The sequence below is a fragment of the Aureibaculum luteum genome, from assembly GCF_003449015.1.
In the GTDB taxonomy this organism is placed as follows: domain Bacteria; phylum Bacteroidota; class Bacteroidia; order Flavobacteriales; family Flavobacteriaceae; genus Aureibaculum; species Aureibaculum luteum.
Genome location: NZ_QRGD01000012.1, coordinates 22,425 through 44,510 on the forward strand (window position 1 = coordinate 22,425; position 22,086 = coordinate 44,510).

A 22,086-nucleotide genomic window follows, 5' to 3' on the forward strand; every position below is an offset into this window, starting at 1 on the left:
GCATAATAGCCTATTTTTGCAAAAAATAATAAAGCTACATGCGAACAAAATCTACAAAACAAAATAAGATTAATGTTGTTACTCTAGGATGTTCTAAGAATGTTTATGATTCTGAAGTGCTAATGGGGCAACTACAAGCCAATGGTAAAGAGGTTGTACATGAAGATGAAAATGACGATGGTAATATTGTAGTAATAAATACTTGTGGATTTATTGGTAAAGCCAAAGAAGAATCTATCAATACTATTTTACATTACGCTCACAAAAAGGAAAAAGGTGAGGTTGACAAAGTTTTTGTTACAGGATGTTTAAGTGAACGTTATAAACCAGATTTAGAAAAAGAAATACCTGATGTTGATGCTTATTTTGGTACACATGATTTACCTAACTTATTAAAAGTTTTAGAAGCAGATTATAAGCATGAGTTATTAGGTGAACGTGTAACAACGACTCCAAAGCATTATGCTTATTTAAAAATTGCTGAAGGTTGTGATAGACCTTGTTCGTTTTGTGCCATCCCATTAATGAGGGGTAAGCATGTTTCTACACCTATTGAAAATTTAGTAAAAGAAGCTCAAAATTTAGCTGAAAAAGGAATTAAAGAGTTGATTTTAATTGCTCAAGATTTAACGTATTACGGACTAGATATTTATAAAAAAAGAGCCTTAGCTGATTTATTAAAAGAATTAGCAAAAGTAGAAGGAATAGAGTGGATTAGATTACACTATGCTTTTCCTACAGGTTTTCCTTTAGATATACTTGAGGTAATGAAAAATGAGCCTAAAGTGTGTAATTATTTGGACATTCCATTACAACATATTAATACTGAAATCTTAAAATCCATGCGAAGAGGTACAACGCATGAAAAAACAGTAAACCTTATTACAAAGTTTAGAGCGGCTGTTCCAGATATGGCCATTAGAACAACGCTAATTGTGGGATATCCAGGAGAAACTGATGAAATTTTTGAAGAATTAAAGAATTGGGTTATAGATACACGCTTTGATAGACTTGGGGCTTTTGCCTATTCACATGAAGAAAATACACATGCAGCAACTTTAGAAGATGATGTTCCAGAAGAGGTAAAAGAACAACGTGTTGCCGAAATTATGGAAATACAAAGTCAAATTTCTTTTGAATTAAATCAAGAGAAAGTGGGTAAAACATTTAAATGTCTTTTCGATAGAAAAGAAGGGAATTACTTTTTTGGTAGAACGGAGTTTGATTCGCCAGATGTTGATAATGATGTTATAATTGATGCATCAAAACATTATGTACAATTAGGTCAGTTTGTTAATGTGAAAATCAATTCTGCAGGTGATTTTGACCTCAATGGAGAACCTGTTTCTTAGTTAAAATTTAAATTATCAATAATAATGATTCCTTACCTTATTTCAAGGAGAAGTACTCCTAAGGTGGAGGGGTTAATTATTTTAAATAGTATTTCAATAATTACGCAATCTTTTAAATTTTCCCTATTTTTATCATATGATTGAAGAAGACTGTTTAACTACAATTCCTTTTGCCCGAACGGGCTATTTCTCCGATATTATTTGCGACTATCTCGCTCAAAATGATAAGATTAAATCATTTTATTCAAATTTCTCAACTATTGATGGGTTTAAGAAACAAATAGAATTAAAACGATTGTCTTTTCAAACAGAGTCGAGATCTATCTTGGTCAAATCTTTAGAAGATCAATATCAAAAAATAGAAGTTTCTAGTACAACAAAAAGTAATATTGAACTTCTAAAAAAGGAAAATACGTTTACAATTACAACAGGGCATCAGCTCAATTTATTTACAGGGCCACTCTATTTTTTGTATAAAATAGTTTCTACAATTAATTTGTGCAAACAATTAAAAAGAGAATTTCCTGATGATAACTTTGTCCCAATTTATTGGATGGCAACGGAGGATCATGATTTTGATGAAATCAATTATTTTAATTTTAAAGGTCAAAAAATAAGCTGGAATAGGGATAGCAAAAGTGGAGTAGGACGTTTACCTACCGATGGTTTAGAAAACGTTGCTGCTATTTTTGAAAAAGCTTTAGATGGCTCTAAAAATGCCAAGTATTTAATTCACCTATTTAAAGAAGCGTATTTAAAGCATGACAATCTTACTGACGCTACAAGATATTTAACAAATGAATTGTTTAACCAATATGGCTTAGTAATTATAGACGGTGATGATACAAACTTAAAAGAGTTATTCAAACCGTTTGTTGAGGACGAATTGTTGAATCAAACTAGTTTTAAACAGGTTTCTAAAACAATTGAAAAACAATTGAAAAATTATGGTATTCAGGTAAATCCACGTGAAATTAACTTGTTTTACTTAACTGATGCCATTCGAGAACGTATTGTTTTTGAGCATGGAATTTATAAGGTAGTTGATTCTGACATTTCTTGGAGTAAAGATGATCTCCTTAAAGAAGTAAATGCATTTCCTGAAAGATTCAGCCCTAATGTAATAATGCGACCGTTATATCAAGAAATTATCTTGCCTAATTTATGCTATATCGGAGGTGGTGGAGAACTTGCTTATTGGTTAGAACTTAAGGATTATTTTGAGGCCGTTAAAATTCCATTTCCAATATTATTATTAAGAAATTCAGCCTTAATTATTTCAGAGAAACAATTTAATAAAGCTGAGAAATTAAAAATATCAATTGACGAGTTGTTCTTAGATCAACACCAGTTAGTCAATAAAAAAATAAAAGAAATTTCTGAAATTGAAATTGATTTTTCAAAGCAACGCAATAGTTTAGAAAAGCAGTTCACTGATTTAGAGGAGTTGGCCACTAAAACAGATAAGTCATTTATAGGGGCGGTTAAAGCTCAAAAAGTAAAACAGTTAAAAGGGTTAAATACGTTAGAAAAAAGACTGCTAAGTGCTCAAAAAAGAAAATTAAAAGATGAGGTTGATCGAATAAAGGAGTTGCAGAATCAATTATTCCCGAATCAGAGTTTGGAAGAACGACAACGTAATTTTTCAGAATTGTATTTGTTATATGGAGATCGTTTAATTCCAACCTTGATGGCAACATTAAATCCGTTGGAGGGTAAGTTTTCAGTTATACAGTTGTAATAGTATCAAGTGAAGTATCTTAAGGTGGTTTTTCTTGAAATTAAAGATGTTATGGCCTAAATTTTAAGCAAAAAAAATCCCTATAAAATTTATTTTATAGGGATTTTTTAATGGACTGATATTAGTAACCTGGATTTTGCTCCAAATTTGTGTTGGCATCAGTTTCTCTAAGTGGTATGGGTAATACCAATTGATTAGCGTCATAAGATATAGTTCCAATGTTATTACCTAGGCGTTTTGCATCAAATAGTGCAAAACCCTCAAAGGATAATTCTCTTTTTCGTTCCATTAAAATAATGTCTAAATCCACAGTGCCAAAAGTTGAAGCAGTAGATCTACTCCTTAATTTATTAATATCATTTACCGGAGTATCTCCAACTGTCGTTGTTAATCTGAAGTTACTTTCAGCTCGTATTAAATACATTTCTGCAAGGCGTATAAATGGAATGTTTCCAAATTGGTATTGCCATTTAGTAGTACACCAATATTTTGCTTCATAAAAGAAGTTAGCTCTTTGGTCATTGGAGTCGTCATAAATATCATAATGTTGGTCTTCTACATCAATATCAGGGTTTCCTGATCGACCTCCAAAATCGCTTCCTGCAAAGAATAGGTTTAAATAGTTAGAACTTGCATCTTGGCTGGTTACTTGCCAAGCAAGAAGGTCTTCTTCAGAATTTTCATCATTATTAAAAGCACCACTAAAAGTGTTGGTTAATGAAGCACCACTATTATTGATTACTTCATCTGCCATATCTCGTGCGTTAGTATAATCTCCCATTTGTAAGTATACTCGTGCAAGTAGTGCAGCAGCACTGTATTTTGTAGCATATACACCATTTGAAGATGGTAATAAATCATACGCATCTGTTAAATCTGTTATTACTTGTGTGTATACTTCTTCTAGAGTGTTTCTAGTTGGGTAATCAATATTTTTTGGATCTAGTACAGCTGTAAAAACCAAAGGCACTCCTAATTGGGTGTTTTGGATACCGTTTGTGTAAGGTTTGGAGAACAGTCTAGCTAAATCGAAATACACCATAGCTCTTAAAAATTTTGCCTCAGCTTCTGCAGTTTGTTTTTCATCTTCGTCTACATAAGCACTAGAATTGCCTAGTATAATATTAGCTTGGTTAATAATGTCATAGCCATTCATCCAAATGCTTTCTACAAATCCATTATCTGATAACATTGCCTTTTCAATAAATTCTCCCGGATCTACATAAGTTCCGTTCCACCAAAGATCACCATCGTCGGCAATTAGTTCAGATGCTATAGCAATACTACCGCCATAGCTGGAGCTTGAGCGGGCGTCGTTATAAGCGTTATTTAAAACCTTAGATAGATTTTCAGAGTTACTAATAACTACCTCAGTTGATAGGTATTGTTCAGGTTCAATATTAAGGTTATCATTACAGCTTATCAAAGAAATAGTAAGCAGTAGTATTCCGATTTTTATATTTATAAATTTTTTCATGGTCTCTTTTTTTTATAGGTCTATATTTAATCCAAGAGTAAACGTTTTTGCCGGTGGTGCAGAATAAAATGCAATACCTTTTTGAATACTTGAATTACCATAATTATCATATGTAGATTCAGGGTCATAACCAGTATAATCAGTAAATGTCAGTAAATTAACACCTGTAAAATATATTCTCAACCTGTCTACTGAAAATTTTTGAGTAACATTCCGAGGTATAGTGTAGCCCAGTGATAGATTTCGTAATCTTATAAAATCAGATTTTTCTAAATACCGTGTTGAAGCTTGTTGTCCATTTGTACTGTACATTCTTGCTTGTGGAACATCGGTAATGTCACCAGGGTTTTGCCATCTATTCATTTGATCAGCGGTTTGATTGTCTTCATATCTAGCATTACCAGATTGAAACTTACCACCTTCGTTATATATAGAAGCACCCCATTCGCCTTGAAATGTAAAAGAAAAATCAAAATTTCGGTACGATAAGTTATTGGTAAATCCGGCCATTAGCGTTGGGTATGGGTTTCCAGTTACAATTCTTTCAGCATCACTATAAACATTTGTTTTGGTTTTGTCTAAAGTACCATCTGCATTTGTTGTATTTGTGTAGAAAAGAGCATCGCCATTATCAGGATCAACACCGGCATATTCAACTAAATAAAAAGAAGATATGGTTTCACCTTCTCTAACTAGATTACGTTCTGCTACAATATCTCCATTTGGTAATTTTGTTACTTCATTTTTTAAAGTGGAAAGGTTTAATGAAGAATTCCATGTAAAATTAGAAGTTGTGACGTTGGTAGTATTTAAAACAAACTCAAATCCACTATTCTGCATCGATCCAACATTTCGAGTAATTGAGCTCCAGCCAGAAGTACCTGGTACGGGTTCATTTAATAAGAGATCATTAGTTGTTTTAACATAATAATCAACTTCACCAGTTATTTTATTATTCAATAAGCCAAAATCTAAACCAACATCCACTTGAGTTGTACGCTCCCATTTTAAATCGCTATTTGCTAATTGAGAAGGAGACAATGAAGACGTTTTATTATACGCACTACCATTATATAAACCTAAACTAGCAAAGTTTCCAATACCAGCATTACCTGTAATTCCATAACTTCCTCTTAATTTTAAAGATGATACAGTATTAGAGTTTTTTAGAAAATCTTCTTCTGATAGTATCCAACCTACTGAAGCTGCAGGAAAAATTCCATAACGGTTGTCAGCACCAAATCGAGAAGATCCATCATATCTAATACTTCCTTTTAAAAGATATTTGTCGTAGAGTGAAAATGTAGCTCTACTAAAATAGGATAAAAAGTTATATTTAGTTCTGCTTGAAGATCCAGCAGTGATTTCTGAAGCACTCTCAACGGTTTGAAGTGCATCAGAGGGAAAACCAGTTCCAGCAACATATTGCCTTTTTCTAGAACTCTCTTCGAAACTCATTCCAGCTACAACTTCTAAATTACTAGTGTTAAAAGATTTTTGATAAGTAAAGTAATTGTTAATGTTGTATTTGTCTGATTGTATTGAGGTAGCGTCGGCATATCCATTTGTAGAAGCTGATTCAGTTAAACTACCCGCAAAATATTCATCCAATTGATTGTTGCTGTCATACCCTATTTCAGTTCTAAAGCTTAAATCTGGAGTAAAATCATATTGAGCAAAAGTATTCATAATTGCTCTTGTAATATTAACATCCCAACTACCATTATACTCTTGCATTAAAAAGTTATAATAAATTGTAGATTCATTATTGGGTGTAACCCCATCATCTAAATAAGCAGGGTTTAAGGGTGATTGAGCTATTGCTTGAAGAGGTGTAGAAAATGAATTGTCTGTACCTATTCTTGAAATTTGTGTTTTACTTAAGCTACTGTTTAGACCAATACGGAATTTATCAGAAACTTTATGATCTAAATTACCTCTATAAGAGTAACGTTCTAAACTGTTACCACGAACAATACCCTCAGTATTATTATAAGCACCAGATACATAAAAAACTGTTTTTTCATCACCTCCTGAAATAGAGAATGAATGATCTTGTACTGATCCGTTTACTAAAGCATAATCTGTCCAATCAGTATCGACTTCTCCATTACGCCAATCTAATCCGTTTGCCATATCATCAAAATAACCTCCTGGTTCTGTAAGCCATAAATCATCTGCACCATAACTGTTAGCAGATGCTTCTGTAAATAACTCAACATATTGCTCTGCATTAAGAAATTTTACAGTGTTTGTTGCTTCACTCCAACCATAAGAAGAGTTTACTGAAATTTTAGTTTTACCAGATTTACCTTGTTTTGTGGTAATTAAAACAACTCCATTGGTACCTCGAGCACCATAAATTGCAGCAGATGATGCATCTTTTAAGATTTGAATACTTTCAATATCGTTTGGATTCAAAGAAATTAATGGATTCATAGGAGCATCAGATACACTCTCATCATCATTAATCAATGGCATACCATCAATTACATATAAGGGCTCTTGTGATGATGATATCGTTGAGACACCTCTAATTCTCATTTTAACACCACCTTCAACTTTACCATTTATTTGTTGAATTTGTACGCCTGCCGCCTTTCCAGTTAATGCACCTTGCAAATTCGAAATGGGTATATTATTAAGATCTTTGGAGGTCAAAGAAGCTATGTTGTCAGTAACTGTTCGTTTAGATTGTTTTCCAAAACCAACGATTACCACTTCTTCCAATTGATTGTCCGAAATCATAGAAACATTTATTGTAGTTTTTTTACCTACTGTTTGTTTGACGGTTTTTAAACCTAAAAACGAAAAAATCAAAACATTTTCAGGTTTAGCTTTAATAGAATAATTACCGTCAAAATCGGTTTCTGTTCCGGTTTGGGTATTTTCAATAATAATACTTACCCCTGGCAGAGGCATACCTTGTTCGTCGATAATTGTACCAGAAATTTCCTTTTCTTGTGCGAAAATTATCGATGTAATAAAAAATAATCCGAAAAAAAAGTAACTTTTAATTTTCATACATCTGAGTTTAAATTAAATTAATTTTCCTAATTTATGTAAATTAGGCTTTGTTTTAATTATTTGAAGGGGGTGAGTGGTGAATTCGTTATTGCCACTCCGTTGCCCCTGCAATTTTAATGGTACACATATAAAAGTAAATAGAAATACATGTAATAGTAAATAAAAAATATTTTTTTAAGATATGACGTAAACTTATTTTAAGTACTTATTAAACCAAGTTGTATATCGTTCGTACCGATCTTTTATAAAGCTAGGTCGTCTTAAACCATGATGCTCTCCTGGATAAACAACCAATTGCGTTTCACGCCCTAAGCGTTTCATAGCTTGATACATTTGTTCTGAATTTAGAATAGGCACATTCCAGTCGTCACTACCACCAACCCATAACGTTGGTGTAATAATTTTTGCAACATCATTAAATGGAGAAATTTTTTCCCAAGCCTTTGCATTTTCCCACGGCAAACCAAGTTCTAATTCCCATGTCAATTGATAATGGTCATGTCCGTAATTGGCTCTGTAAAGTGCTTCACTCGCACCCGATATAGCAGCTTTGAAGCGATCACTTTTAGTAATGACGTAATTAGTTAGTATTCCACCATAAGACCATCCTCCAACACCTAAACGATTTTCATCAGTATAACCTTGATCGATTATATAATTAACACCTGCCATAACATCTTGAAAATCTTTATTACCCCAATCGGCAAACAATGCTTCAGAAAATGGTTGCCCATAACCAGAAGAGCCTCGTGGATTAATCAATAAGGTAATATAACCATTGGCAGCAAAAAGTTCTGCCTCATCATTAAATCCAAATTCATATTGACTAACAGGGCCACCGTGTAACCATAAAATTAAAGGATATTTTTTTGTCGCTATAAAATTTATTGGTTTTACCACAAAACCTTCAACGGGCATACCATCTTTACTTTTAAAGTTTATTTTTTCTACTGTCGGTTTTGAAATATTCTCAAATAGCTTGTCATTTACTGTACTAAGTTTAATGAGTTTTCCTTTTTCGTAATTATAAACTTCGGCAGGTTCATTGCTTTTTGTTAACAAAGGAACGATTGACGAACCCACTAAATCGTAGTCAGAAATACTGAAATCACCCTTGATAATGCGTTTCAAATTTTTTCCGGAACGATCTAATGAACCTAAAACGCTCGTACCATTTTCTTCTATTATAAAGAATATGGATTTACCATCATCTGAAAAACGTGCTTTACTGATGTTTCGATCTAATTCATTCGCTAATATTTTTGGTTCACCGCTAGTTGCGGATACCATGGCTAATTTTTGAGTTGCGTACCACATCGCTTTAGCATCAGTAATTGTATTGTAAAGGATTGTTTTACCGTCCTTGCTCCACACAGGATTTGTGTCTGAATTACCGTTAGTAGTAACTTGGATTAAATTTTTGTCATCTGAAGAGTTTTTAGATGAAACAATCCAAATATCAGTATTTGAATTACCATCAGGATTTTCAGTTCTATTACTTTGAAAAGCAATCTGAGTACCATTTGGATTCCACGTTGGATTCAAATCGTCAAAATCGCCAAAAGTAAGTTGGGAAGGAATAGAGTCTCCAATTTTCAATGAATAGAGATGCACCCTGAATCGATCTAAATAGCCTACATAATCTCTTTTGAATTGCAACCGGTCAATTACAATTGGTTTCGGTTTTTCATCATCTTTTTTATCTTCCGTTAACTCTTCTGGTTTTGCATCCTTAATACTTAATAAAAACGTTTTACCATCTGGTGACCATTCGTAACCTTGAATTCCTTGTTTGATATTGGTTATTTGCTCTGCATCACCTCCCAATCTATTTAAAGTATATAGTTGGGTTTTTTCATTTTTTTTTGACGCTAGAAAAGACAAGTATTTGTTATCAGGACTCCAACGTGGAGAACTAGGGGAGTAAAAGTCTTTTGAGGTCATTGGAATTGCAGCTCCACCTTCAATAGAAATCATCCAAAGTTGTGACTGTGATTCGTCTTTTTTTAAATCCATTTCTGTGGTTAAATAGGCCACCCATTTTCCATCAGGACTAATCTGAGGATCACTTACAGATTTTAAATTCATTAAATCAGCAATGTCAATTGCTTTTTGACTATTCATTTGAAGACAAAAGCAAATGAATAAAATAGAAATACTAAATTTATAGAAGTTTGATTTCATAATGTCAAAATTTAGTTAAGGTTCTAACAAATATATTATATAAAAGAATATTAATTTAAATTTAGAAACAATTAAATTTTGCCAAACCTATTTTTTATGAAAAAGAAAATTTTACTCCTCGTAATTATTTTATCTCTATTTGTCTTTATCCCTAATTACATTATATATAATTTTTCATCTGATAGGGTTTTTGATAATATTAATCAAATCAAGTCTAATAAAGTAGGGGTAGTGTTAGGTACTTCTAAACTTTTAAAGAGTGGTAATATCAATCTTTTCTATCAATATCGAGTTGATGCGGCAGTAGCCTTATACAAGGCGGGGAAAATTGAATTTATATTAGTAAGTGGTGATAATAGTTCCGTTAACAATGATGAGCCGACTGATTTTAAAAATGATTTAATTGCTAAAGGCATACCTGCTGAACGAATATTTCTCGATTATGCAGGTTTTAGAACCTTAGATTCTGTAGTGCGAGCGAAAGAAATTTTTGGATTAACAGAAGTAACTTTTATTTCTCAAAAATTTCATAATGAAAGAGCGATCTATCTCGCAGAAAAAAAAGGTATTAAGAGTATTGGCTTCAATGCCAAAGACGTTGGAGGCAAATCAGGTACAAAAGTAATGATGCGAGAATATTTAGCAAGAGTAAAAGTTTTTGTTGATTTACTCTTTGGCGTAAAACCTCATTTTTTAGGTGACAAAATAGAAATTAAATAAAGTTACAAAAGACCGCAAATTACCAACGCCTTTTCATATGCTTGTGCTCTAAAGTATGTATTGTAGTTTAGTAATTCTGATGGGTTTATCCAAATTAACTCCTCAAACTCATCATCTTGAGGTATAAGCTTCATTTGATTGTTAAACGTTACCTTAACAATATTTAATTCTTGACTTTTAAAAATATATTTATCCTCATTTGGGTAAATATACTTTACAGTTTCAGTATAACTTTGAGAAATATCATTAATAGTAATATCAAGATCCAGTTCTTCTTTTAATTCACGTATAATACCGTCTATAAAATGTTCGTTTTTATCTAATCCGCCTTGCGGGAATTTAAAACCGCCATCTCTTGGTGAAGAACCAATTAATACCTTATTCTCGATATTTACAATTACGGCCATTACAGCTTTTCGAATCTCCTGTTTCATTCAAACAAAGTTATCTAGAAAAAATGTTTCTAAGACCTTTTTGAGCATAAATCTGAGGTTTTTCAGTATAAACTTGCGTTAGTCTAACAATATTATTAGACAACCTGCTAGTTGCTGAAAAAAGTTTTACTTGCGTAGAATTCGAATCTGATGCTGCAGAATAGGTATTCATAAGGAAAGTGTGATAATTTCTGATATTTTGGAAATAAGCGGGATTTAGAATGTCATTGTTTTCCAAATCAGCAGTTATTTTAGCATAGACCTTAAATTTAGCTTGGTCTATATTTGACATCGTTACTACATCACAAAATAATTTTACCTTTTGATTAAAAGTGAACTGATTGTTAGCCGTTAGTCCATTAATAGTTTGAACATCTTTCTTTGAAAGATGATTTAAAAAATAGTTGGAAATCAGTTGGTCAATGAGCAAAGTGTTTTCTCTAACTTTTTTTTCTAATTCTAATATCATGTACAACAATTTTGAGCATTGATCCATTTAAGTTGAATGGATTAATACTTAGGATTAAAATATGATTGTTAGAAAAATAATTGATAGACTTCAAATATAGCGAATATTATTGAGCAAATTGATCAAAATCAATGAATTACATCTTTTTGTTGACAAATGGTATGTTTTTTCTGTTTTTTAGTAAAATAATAGCAGATAAAATAAAGACTGTAATCGCTAAATAAAAAAGTTTACCACTATCTCCATTAATTACAATTCCCAATTTGGTTAGATGAGCATATATGGCTCCAGTAATAATTAGAAATGATAGTAATGCTCCAAGCCAAATGGTTTTGGGTACAAATAATAAAATAGCAGCAATCAATTCTAAGATACCTATTGTAATTCTCCCATAGGGTTCAAGACCTAGGGTGTTAAAAATATATACACTGTCAGCATGTGCAGAAAATTTAAAGTACAAGGTTTGAACTAATACAAGGGCCACTATTAATCTTAAAGTGAAGTGAATTCTAGAGTTCATAGCGATTTAATTTAGGGTTTAGTCGAAAATCAATTAAAATCATACAGCTATATTCAAACAATTTATAAACAAATCATAAAAGGTCCTCAAGTTTTAGGAATTAAATTTTATTTTTGCAGATGCAAGAAAAAGTCCTCATTTTAGATTTTGGTTCACAGTTTACTCAATTAATAGCTCGTCGTATTAGAGAGTTAAATATATTCTGCGAAATATTTCCATTCAATAGTAATAAATTTAACGTAGACGAATACAAAGCTGTTATATTGTCTGGCAGTCCATGTTCGGTAGATGCTGAAGATGCTCCTCAACCTGATTTATCAAAAATTAAAGGAAAAAAACCATTATTGGGTATCTGTTATGGAGCTCAATATTTAGTTCATTTTTATGGCGGAAAGGTAGGTGCATCCAATACAAGAGAGTATGGAAGGGCCAAACTTTCAAAAGTAGATCATAGTGAAGAGTTTTTTACTAAAGTTAATGAAGGTAGTCAAGTTTGGATGAGCCATTCGGATACCATTTTAAAATTACCAAAAGGATATAAAAATATTGCGAGTACGGAAGATGTAGAGCATGCCGCTTTTAAAATAGAAGATGAGGATACTTATGCAATTCAATTTCATCCAGAAGTATATCACACTACTGAAGGGAAGCAAATTTTAGAAAATTTTTTAGTTAAAATAGCCAATGTTGCACAAACTTGGACACCCGATTCTTTTGTTGACTCTACGGTCAGTAAACTGAAAGAACAATTGGGGAATGATAAAGTAGTACTAGGTTTATCTGGAGGAGTTGATTCTACAGTTGCTGCAGTTCTTTTGGATAAAGCGATAGGAAAGAATTTATATTGCATTTTTGTTAATAATGGGTTATTACGTAAAAATGAATTTGAAAGCGTATTAGATCAATATGAACATATGGGACTTAATGTTAAGGGTGTCGATGCTTCGGCACGTTTTTTGAAAGCTCTAGAAGGTATTTCAGAACCAGAATTAAAACGTAAAGCCATTGGTGGCACGTTTATAGAAGTATTTGATGATGAAGCACATCTAATTAAAGATGTTAAGTGGCTTGCACAGGGTACTATTTATCCTGATGTAATTGAATCAGTTTCTGTAACAGGCGGTCCATCGGCAACTATTAAAAGTCATCATAATGTAGGAGGATTACCTGATTTTATGAAATTGAAAATTGTGGAGCCTTTACGCATGATTTTTAAGGATGAGGTACGAAGAGTTGGTAAAACGATGGGAATTGACCCTGAATTATTAGGTAGGCACCCGTTTCCAGGTCCTGGATTAGGAATTAGAATTCTTGGTGATATTACGGCAGAAAAAGTGAGAATATTACAGGAGGTTGATGCCGTTTTTGTAAATGGTTTAAAGAAGTGGAATTTATATGATGATGTTTGGCAGGCAGGAGCCATGCTTTTACCCGTTAATTCAGTAGGAGTAATGGGTGATGAGCGGACTTATGAAAAAGTTGTAGCTTTGCGAGCGGTTTCTTCAACAGATGGAATGACAGCCGATTGGGTGAATTTACCATATGAATTTTTACAGGAAACATCAAATAAAATAATAAATGGTGTAAAAGGTGTTAATAGAGTTGTATATGATATCAGTTCTAAGCCACCAGCAACAATAGAGTGGGAGTAATTCCGTTTTTAAATAGATTAATTAATTACGATGAATAAAATAAAAATAACATTACTTTTTTTTCTATTAGTAACGGTAAGTGTTTTTTCTCAAGAGAAGAAGTATTTACCTTACCAAGTTAAAAAAGGAGAAACAGTATTTAGTATTACTCAAAAATTCAGTGTTAGTAAAGCTGATTTTTTTAAGCTAAATCCTGATATTAAAAACAATCAAGTAAGTATAGATCAGGTTGTTATTGTGCCGAATAATAAGTATAGTGCGGTTCCAAATATTGAAGATGGCGATTATGTATTGGATGGTTTTTTATACCATAAGGTATTGCCGAAAGAGAATTATTTCAGGTTGAGAAAGGATTTTGGTGCTTCTAAACGGACTTTAAGAAAACACAATGAAGTTTTAAGGATGGACGATCTGAAAGCAGGTCAAGTTATAAAAATACCAGTAAAACGAGGCTATCAAGTTGAGGTTAAGAAAGTAAAGGCTGAAGACAATACAGTTAAACCTTATTTGGTTAAAGCGAAAGAAACAAAATACATGATAGCGAGGCGTTATGGTATTTCAGTGGCAGATTTAGAAAAGATGAATCCTCAGATTAAAGAAGGATTAAAAGCAGATGCCATAATTAAGGTACCTAATAGAGTTGAAATACCAGATGCTATAAATGATGATAAAATAACACATCAAATTGAAAAAGGAGAAACACTTTTTAGTTTAAGTCAAAAATTTAAAATTTCTCAAGAGCAACTAGTATTGTATAATCCAGACTTGAAACTTGGAGCTAAAGTGGGAGCTATTATCATGATTCCTAAAGTAGTCACTCTTAATAATAGTGAGGTTTTTGCAGAGAATTTTTTATCAAATAATACGTTGAAAATAGCAATAATGTTACCTTTTTCTTCGGGTAAACCTAGATTAGACGATATTGCGACAGATTTCTATTTAGGAGCAGAAATGGCCTTAGATTCTTTAAAAAAGCAAGGATTGAATATCACGGCAAAAGTTTTTGATACTAAAAATAGTTTAACAGAGGTTTCTACTATTCTTAAAATGAATGAATTTAATGATGTTGATGCTATTATTGGTCCAATGTTTTTAAATAATGTAAGATTTGTTTCTCAAAGTTTAGGAAATCAAAATACCGCAATTATCTCTCCTGTTTCCTCAAAAGATCACGGTGCATTTGCGGCAAAAAATACAATTCAAGATACACCTTCAGAAGATCAATTATCACAAAAAGTACTCGAGTATATTAAAAAGAATTATAAGGGTGAAAATTTAATTGTTATTAAAGATGATATCCAAGAGAACCAATTAAAATATAATAAAACAATTGCTGAGTTAAAGGCTATTGATACATTAGGTAAACTCAGAATTTTAAGTCCTGTTAAAGGATATATTAGACCAGATTATTTTAAAAAGAATATATTAGATAAAAAAGAGAATTGGGTAGTTTTATTGACAGATGATTCATCAGTAACTAATGATGTAATTCAGAACTTAGGGGTAATGCCTGAAAAAATTAGTATTACACTTTTCGCACTGAGACATCAAGCTAATTTTGAGAAAATTGAAAATCATCATTTGGCAAGGGTTAATTTGCATTATGCTACAGAGAACTTTGTGGATGAGAATAGTATTAATGTACAGCAATTTATTTCTAAGTATAAGAAGAAGAATTATCTAGATCCCTCTGACTATGCTTTTAAAGGTTTTGATATAACTTATGATGCTTTAGCTCGTATGGCAACGTATGCAATGGTCAATAGTGCTTTTTCAGGAGGCATTTCTGAAAGAATTACAAGTAAATTTTTGTATACTAAAAATGGTAATAATGGGTATATAAACAAGGGTATATTCTTAGTGAAATACGATGGACTCAATTTGGTAGATGTTGAAAAACCGAAAACTACAGAGACTATAGAAGAATAAAGATCTTATTGATCAAATATAAAAAAGCCTGAAATTTTTTTTTCGGGCTTTTTTTATGCGTTAAAAGTACGCTATGATGTAAAACAGGAGAAACCCCCTTTTTTAATGGGGGAAAACCCTTTTGTGCATACTATACTTTTTAAGTATCTTGTGAAAGTGAAATGTATTGAGAGTCAATGTATTTTCTTACATTTAAATAGAACTATTTTAAGAGTCAATCAAATTTAATTTGAATTCATGCTGTTTATCAGAAAAAAACATTCTTACCATTTATTAATAATATTGTTTTTCTTCACATTTTATAATTCATTTTCTCAAGAGAACATTAATTCTAACCGTGACTTTACTCCTTTACAAATTTGGGAATCTGGATTACCATATATAGAAAATTTCACATCAGATGATTATAAAAGTAACCCTCAAAATTGGGACATCTTGGAAGGGAATGACGGTTTAATGTATTTTGGAAATACAGACGGAATTGTTCAATTTGACGGAAGTAGTTGGAGTACCATAAAATTTGAAAATAAAAATTTAATTAGATCATTAACTAAAATAAATGATACGATATATTTTGGAGGGACAAATGAGCTAGGCTATCTAAAACCAGATGAATTGGGGCAAATGCGTTTACATTCTTTAATGGAACAGTTAGAATTGACAAATCGGAAATTTGGAAATATTTGGACTACAATTGCACTAAATAATGAAGTGTTTTTTATGTCACAGAAATATCTTTTTAGATGGAATGGGGAACATTTAAAAACGTGGGGATTTGAATCTAAATTTGGAGGAATTTTTAGAATAAAAGACACATTATTTGCAGAAATTAAAGGGATTGGTATACATAAAATTGTGGGTGATTCCCTTGTTTTAATTCCAGGTGGAGATGTTTTAAAAAATAATATTTCAAAAGTAAATGTGATATTACCTCATCAAGATAATCAAGTTGTAATAGTTACAGCTAATCAAGGTCTTTTGTTATTTAATGGTAAAACAACTACTCCGTTTAATAAAAGTAGTAATGAAATTTTTTTAAAACATCCAATATATAAAGGGATCCTGTTATCTAACGGAGATTTTGCAATGGCAACAACTTCCTTTGGTCTTTATATTGTTGATGGTAAAACTGGAAAAATAAAGCAACGGATTGGGAAAAAACATGGTCTCATAAGTGATGTTTTGTTCTGCGTTTATGAAGATAGTAATGGTTCAATTTGGGTTGGGAGTGATAATGGTATATCTAAGATTGATTGGGCATCTCCGTTTAGAAGTTTTAATGAATTAAACGGATTAACTGAAAGAGTGAGGTCAGTTAGTTATCATAATAATACTTTCTTAGTTGATAGTAAGGGGTTATATCAATTAGAAAAACAAGGTTTGACAGCAAGTAACAAAGAACCTTATTTTAATAAAATTGACGGCATAGACAATAGCATTAAATTCATTATTTCATTAGAAAAAGGATTATTAGCTTTTCATTCTGAATATATCTACAAAATAAATGAAAATAGTAAAGCTCAATTTATAAAAAAAGAAAGTTGGGCATTAACATCTCTATTAAAAACCAAATCGCCTAATTCAAAGGTATACGCAGGAACAATTGAGGGTAAGTTATTTGACGTTAACTTTGTAAATAATAAATGGTTTAAAAAATTACTTCTCCAGATTGATGGCGGTATAGAAGGAATCGTAGAAGAACCTAACAAGAATATCTGGCTTCAAACTTATCATAAAGGACTTTATCATATTAACAAAATTAATTCTGGTTTTAATATAAAGCATTATGATACGTTGTCTGGACTTCCTTCTATGAGTTATAACTTTCCATATGAATTCAATAATAAAATATACGTAACAACACAAAATGGGATGTATCATTATAATAGAAAAGAAGATACCTTTGAAAAAGATACTATTTTAACAAGTCAATATGATAAATCTGTAGATGCTTATGGTTTTATGGGAATGGACAGCAATGGTACTATTTGGCAAACCGTTAGGGCTGGTTTTAAAAATAAAATCTACAAATTTTCCGAAAATGAATTCTCAGAATTATATGAATACAATCTTTTCAATGATTTTTCAACTTATAGTATGGAATTTTTGGAAGATATTGTTCTCTTTACAGGACCTAAAGGTATACTTCTCTATAATCAAAATAAAACGAGATTATCCAAGAAAAACCTAACTGCCAAGTTGAGAAAGGTTTGGGTTAATAATGATTCTTTAATCTATACAGGTTCTAACATTCATAGAACCAAGGAAATTGTTTTTAAAATTCCATTTAAAAACAATGCGTTAAAATTTGAATATTCACTTCCATATTACACCAAATCTGAAAACAATACGTATCAATATATCTTGGAAGGTTTTGACAAGGATTGGTCATCTTGGACTAAGGAAACCAAAAAAGACTATACCAACATACCAGAAGGAGACTATAGTTTTAAAGTGCGTTCGAAAAATGTTTTTAATGATATAAGTAAGGAAGATAGTTATTCATTTACCATTTTACCACCGTTGCATAGAACATGGTGGGCATATTTATTGTATAGCATACTAGCATTTACAATTGTGGCCGTATATTCTAAGTGGAGGTCTAATGAACTAAAGAAAAAAAATGAGACATTAGAAAATACTATTAATAAACGTACCCTTGAAATACGACAAAAAAATGTACTGTTAAACCACCAAACCGAACAACTGGAATTATTGAATGATTCAAAAACAAAACTATATTCGAATATCACTCATGAATTCAGAACTCCATTAACGGTAATTCTAGGGATGACTGAAATACTCAAAGCAAATGTACTTACAAAAAGTATTGAAGGTACTGATACTTCTTTGGAAATGATTCGCCGTAATGGCAAAAACTTATTGCAATTAGTCAATGAGATGTTAGATTTAGCAAAAGTAGAAAGTGGCTCTATGGAGTTGAATCTGGTGCAGACTGATGCCATACCATTTGTAAAGTATCTAAGTGAGAGCTTTCATTCTTTGGCCGAAGCAAAGAAAATAAATCTCACTGTTTATTCTGAAATTGATAAGCTAGTAATGGATATTGATGTCAATAAGATGGCATCCATTATGTCTAATTTACTATCAAATGCTATAAAATTCACAGAGGTTAACGGTAAAGTAATCGTACATCTCAACAAAATTAAGACAAATGACATTAGTTTTTTCTCAATAAAAGTAAAAGATAATGGCTTGGGGCTCGCAGAGGATGATATTGTAAATTTATTCGACCGATTTTTTCAAGTTGATAATGAGTCGTTTAATGGGAGAAAAGGCACCGGAATTGGACTTTCCTTGGCTAAGGAATTTGTGGAGTTAATGACAGGAACTATTGAAGTAAAGAGTGTTTTGGGCAAAGGAAGCACCTTTATCGTTCAAATACCAATTACTAATAATGCAGTTAAAACCGTAGAAGGTAAAATTACGATTGAACAGCCTATAAAGAAAAGTTTGAATATTACAAAAACAGAATTGTCATATTTCGACGATAGTTCTCTTTTACCTTTAGTACTTATTATTGAAGATAATGAGGATGTTGCTCATTATTTGATGACCTGTTTAAAGGGGAAATACCAAACCATGCATGCCATAAATGGTAATATCGGAATAGAAATGGCATATGAAAAAGTACCAGATATTATTATTTCCGATGTTATGATGCCTGAAAAAGATGGTTTTGAAGTCTGTGATACGTTAAAAAGAGACGTTCGCACTGATCATATCCCCATTATACTTTTAACGGCGAAGGTTACTACAAAAGATAGGTTGACAGGACTTTCGTATGGAGCGGATGCTTATTTAGCAAAACCTTTTAATGAAAAGGAATTATTTATTCGATTAGATCAATTAGTTTTAGTTCGGAAAAAATTGATTAGTAAACTTGAAAAAAATGGTTTTTCTATAGTGTTGAATGAGAAATCCGAAAACCCTCAAACCAAATTTTTACAGCAAATACTTAATAATATTCATAAAAATTTAGACAATGCTAATTTCGGACCAACGCAATTAGCCAAAGAAATGTGTTTAAGTGAATCTCAGATCTATAGAAAACTAAAGGCCATTACAGATAAATCTACCGCAGTTTTTATTCGTTCTGTTAGGTTGCAAAAGGCCAAAGAATTAATTGAATCTTCACATAAAACCGTTTCAGAAATTGCTTATGAAGTCGGTTTTAAAGATCCTTCCTGGTTTAGTCGTGCATTTAAAGAAGAATTTGGATGCTCACCTATTGGAATCCGTAAATAAACTGTTTTACAGTGTTTTAGAATGTTTTTGAATACAATTTATGAACAAGAATTTAAAGTTATGACCATCATTTTCACAAATACTGCTAGTTTTTGACTGAATAATGAAAGACTTTATCGCATCATAATCCTACTATTGTAACATCTATTATTTAACACTAAATAGAAGTTATGGTAAAATCAAAAAAATATTTACTTAAATTAAGTGTCATTTCATTTTTTATTCTTTTTTCGATTGGAGCTAGAGCCCAAAATTTCTCTGGACTTCAAGGAAAAGAATTAACTAAAATTGATGATACAGCTTTTGCACTTCTACAAATTGGTGCCAAAAAATTAGATGGACAAATAGATAAAGTGGCAGTGTTATATTCTGGAGAGAAAACACTAAAATTGGAAATACATCATTCTGGTATAGAATCTACATGGGTTAGTTACAAAATAATTGACGCGGAAAAAAAATCACTTAATGGAATTAAAAATGTAAAATACACTTTAATAGAAGGTGAAAAACCATTACAAGTTGAGATTACATTAGAGGATAATTTGCCAGAAGGCACGGAAATTCAATCTTCCTATTTACAGATTGATGTAAAAAAGGAGAAAAAGAATTTTTTACCTACGACTTTCTTATACAGTTTGGAAAAATTATGGAAAACTGAGATTAATGCAGAAAATTTAATAATTCCAATAAAATTAGAGCCCATTGGAAGTGCAAAAGATTTAAGAGCTGATAATCACGTGTTTGTAATACCCTATAAACGCCCCACTTTTAATAGTAGTTATATGACTACTTCTACTGGAACCGCAACAAATGAAAATGGAAGTAATCGTGAAACAGCACCGGTTATAAGAGAAGGAGTTACAAGAAGGAATGAAATTGTACCAGCTGTTAGAGGAAGAGCTACAAGAAAAAATGAAGTTGTACCAGCTGTAAGAGGGAAAGCAACAAGAAGAAATGAAACTGTTCAAGCGGTTAGAGGTAAAGATCCAGCTAAAACACTTGAAGTATTAGGGCCAGATAATTTAAATCAAATATCTCTATGGGATAATTTGGCTACTGATGTTAATTTTGAATTTCCTTTTGATATTACTAATATCCAAATGAATATATATTCAGATAAGAATTTGAACTCTGGTGTATTTTACTATTTACCAGAGGCTTATCATTTGCAATGGAATACTAATACTGGCTATCAATTTGATATGCTATATGGTACCGCTTCATCTTCTGAAATCTCTGGAAATGTTAATATGTCAGGAGTACTAACCCCTAATATTTCGAAAAAAGAGAGTGATTTAATAAAAGCACTATTAAATTCTTATATAAATAACAATAAATCAATTTATACAAATGATAATATTGATTTAAAAATTATACCAATAAAATCAACACCTACAATATCCTTATCTGAAGGACTTCAAAGTGCATATGAGATCCCAGATAAGGATATAAATGTTACAATGTCGTCAACTATAAATAATCCAATAAACGTGTCTTGGAAGGTTGATAATAGAATAAAAGAAGAAATACAAGTTGCATTATCAGAAAACGGTGGTGGTATTTTTGGAAACATGTCGCTTACACCAGATAGCGAGACCATACCTGAACAAAAAATACCAGTAAGAATTACATTAGCAGATACAAGGACTATTGGTAAATTTATTTTACAGCCAAACAACTGGAGAACTGAAAATTGGGTTAATGAGACACCTTTTCCACTAAAACTAAAGTATATACATGCATTAGTTATTGGTGAAGAAAATGGTCGCAATTTACCAATGGTTTATTCCTGGGGTTTAAACAATACGGAGGTTCCTTCAAAATCTAAAGCGAAATTTAATGGTGCATTGATGCCGAAATGGATTGAATCAAAAACAGAACGGATCTGGATAGATTATTCAATTGATGAATGTAATTCTTGTATGAATGAAATTATGAATGAGCTAACAGGAGGTACTTCAGGCAGTAATACTAAAACTGTCAATTTTAAAAGTTTTAAAGTATTAGAAACTACAAAAGCAGCATTTTTAGAAATACAAATAAGAAGTAAACAAGCAGATCCAAAAGCAAAAAATATAATAAAATTAACATCTATAATAATAGAAAAGGATCTGTCAGCAATATCAGCTGGTCCGTTTTATTTGCCAGAAGGTTCGGAGCTTAAATATGAGTATAAATTGAAACTTGTAATGTCCGATGGTAAGATACATGAATCAGATGATTGGATATCATCAGATGAAGTGGATGTATATATTGGTATGCATACACTTAAAGAAACTATTAGTAATCTTCCCGAATTTCAATAAATTAAA

The 22,086-nt window shown here is 31.6% G+C and carries 13 protein-coding genes; 7 read left to right on the forward strand and 6 right to left on the reverse strand.

The genetic code is table 11. From position 1 onward, the window contains the following. The first annotated feature begins 38 nt into the window (after positions 1–38). Both rimO and bshC read left to right on the forward strand, forming a co-directional pair. The gene (rimO, locus tag D3P13_RS20135; protein ID WP_117885142.1) at positions 39–1,352 is read left to right on the forward strand and encodes a 30S ribosomal protein S12 methylthiotransferase RimO; all 1,314 of its coding nucleotides are present in this window, start codon (positions 39–41) and stop codon (positions 1,350–1,352) included. 136 nt (positions 1,353–1,488) lie between these two features. Then, complete coding sequence (gene bshC / locus D3P13_RS20140; protein ID WP_117885144.1) at positions 1,489–3,093, forward strand: bacillithiol biosynthesis cysteine-adding enzyme BshC; 1,605 nt, start codon at positions 1,489–1,491, stop codon at positions 3,091–3,093. A 121-nt stretch (positions 3,094–3,214) separates the two neighbouring features. Here bshC and D3P13_RS20145 read toward each other — a convergent pair whose 3' ends face one another. The 3 genes from D3P13_RS20145 to D3P13_RS20155 form a co-directional block, all read right to left on the reverse strand. After that, a complete protein-coding gene (locus D3P13_RS20145) occupies positions 3,215–4,570 on the reverse strand; it encodes a RagB/SusD family nutrient uptake outer membrane protein (RefSeq protein ID WP_117885146.1) in 1,356 nt (451 codons plus the stop codon). 12 nt (positions 4,571–4,582) lie between these two features. Beyond that, positions 4,583–7,594 (reverse strand): SusC/RagA family TonB-linked outer membrane protein, encoded by a 3,012-nt coding sequence (locus D3P13_RS20150; protein ID WP_117885148.1) that lies wholly within the window; start codon positions 7,592–7,594, stop codon positions 4,583–4,585. Between the two features lie 195 nt (positions 7,595–7,789). After that, a complete protein-coding gene (locus tag D3P13_RS20155; protein WP_117885150.1) occupies positions 7,790–9,781 on the reverse strand; it encodes a S9 family peptidase in 1,992 nt (663 codons plus the stop codon). A 96-nt stretch (positions 9,782–9,877) separates the two neighbouring features. Here D3P13_RS20155 and D3P13_RS20160 point away from each other — a divergent pair, with 96 nt between their 5' ends. Beyond that, a complete protein-coding gene (locus D3P13_RS20160) occupies positions 9,878–10,501 on the forward strand; it encodes a SanA/YdcF family protein (protein WP_117885152.1) in 624 nt (207 codons plus the stop codon). Between the two features lie 2 nt (positions 10,502–10,503). On the opposite strand, the gene D3P13_RS20165 is transcribed toward D3P13_RS20160, so the two are convergent. The 3 genes from D3P13_RS20165 to D3P13_RS20175 all read right to left on the reverse strand — a co-directional run bounded on the left by D3P13_RS20165 (position 10,504) and on the right by D3P13_RS20175 (position 11,924). Then, on the reverse strand, positions 10,504–10,935 hold the full coding sequence (locus D3P13_RS20165; RefSeq protein ID WP_117885154.1) for an NUDIX hydrolase: 432 nt from the start codon (positions 10,933–10,935) through the stop codon (positions 10,504–10,506). A gap of 10 nt (positions 10,936–10,945) precedes the next feature. Continuing rightward, positions 10,946–11,404 (reverse strand): hypothetical protein, encoded by a 459-nt coding sequence (locus D3P13_RS20170; RefSeq protein WP_117885156.1) that lies wholly within the window; start codon positions 11,402–11,404, stop codon positions 10,946–10,948. A 136-nt stretch (positions 11,405–11,540) separates the two neighbouring features. Beyond that, complete coding sequence (locus D3P13_RS20175; RefSeq protein WP_117885158.1) at positions 11,541–11,924, reverse strand: DoxX family protein; 384 nt, start codon at positions 11,922–11,924, stop codon at positions 11,541–11,543. A 119-nt stretch (positions 11,925–12,043) separates the two neighbouring features. Between D3P13_RS20175 and guaA the strand changes: the two genes are divergently transcribed. The 4 genes from guaA to D3P13_RS20195 all read left to right on the forward strand — a co-directional run bounded on the left by guaA (position 12,044) and on the right by D3P13_RS20195 (position 22,080). Continuing rightward, positions 12,044–13,576 (forward strand): glutamine-hydrolyzing GMP synthase, encoded by a 1,533-nt coding sequence (guaA, locus tag D3P13_RS20180; protein ID WP_117885160.1) that lies wholly within the window; start codon positions 12,044–12,046, stop codon positions 13,574–13,576. A 30-nt stretch (positions 13,577–13,606) separates the two neighbouring features. Continuing rightward, on the forward strand, positions 13,607–15,505 hold the full coding sequence (locus D3P13_RS20185; RefSeq protein WP_117885162.1) for a LysM peptidoglycan-binding domain-containing protein: 1,899 nt from the start codon (positions 13,607–13,609) through the stop codon (positions 15,503–15,505). A gap of 237 nt (positions 15,506–15,742) precedes the next feature. After that, a complete protein-coding gene (locus tag D3P13_RS20190) occupies positions 15,743–19,774 on the forward strand; it encodes a hybrid sensor histidine kinase/response regulator transcription factor (RefSeq protein ID WP_117885164.1) in 4,032 nt (1,343 codons plus the stop codon). A 170-nt stretch (positions 19,775–19,944) separates the two neighbouring features. Next, on the forward strand, positions 19,945–22,080 hold the full coding sequence (locus tag D3P13_RS20195) for a hypothetical protein (protein WP_117885166.1): 2,136 nt from the start codon (positions 19,945–19,947) through the stop codon (positions 22,078–22,080). Positions 22,081–22,086 lie beyond the last annotated feature (6 nt).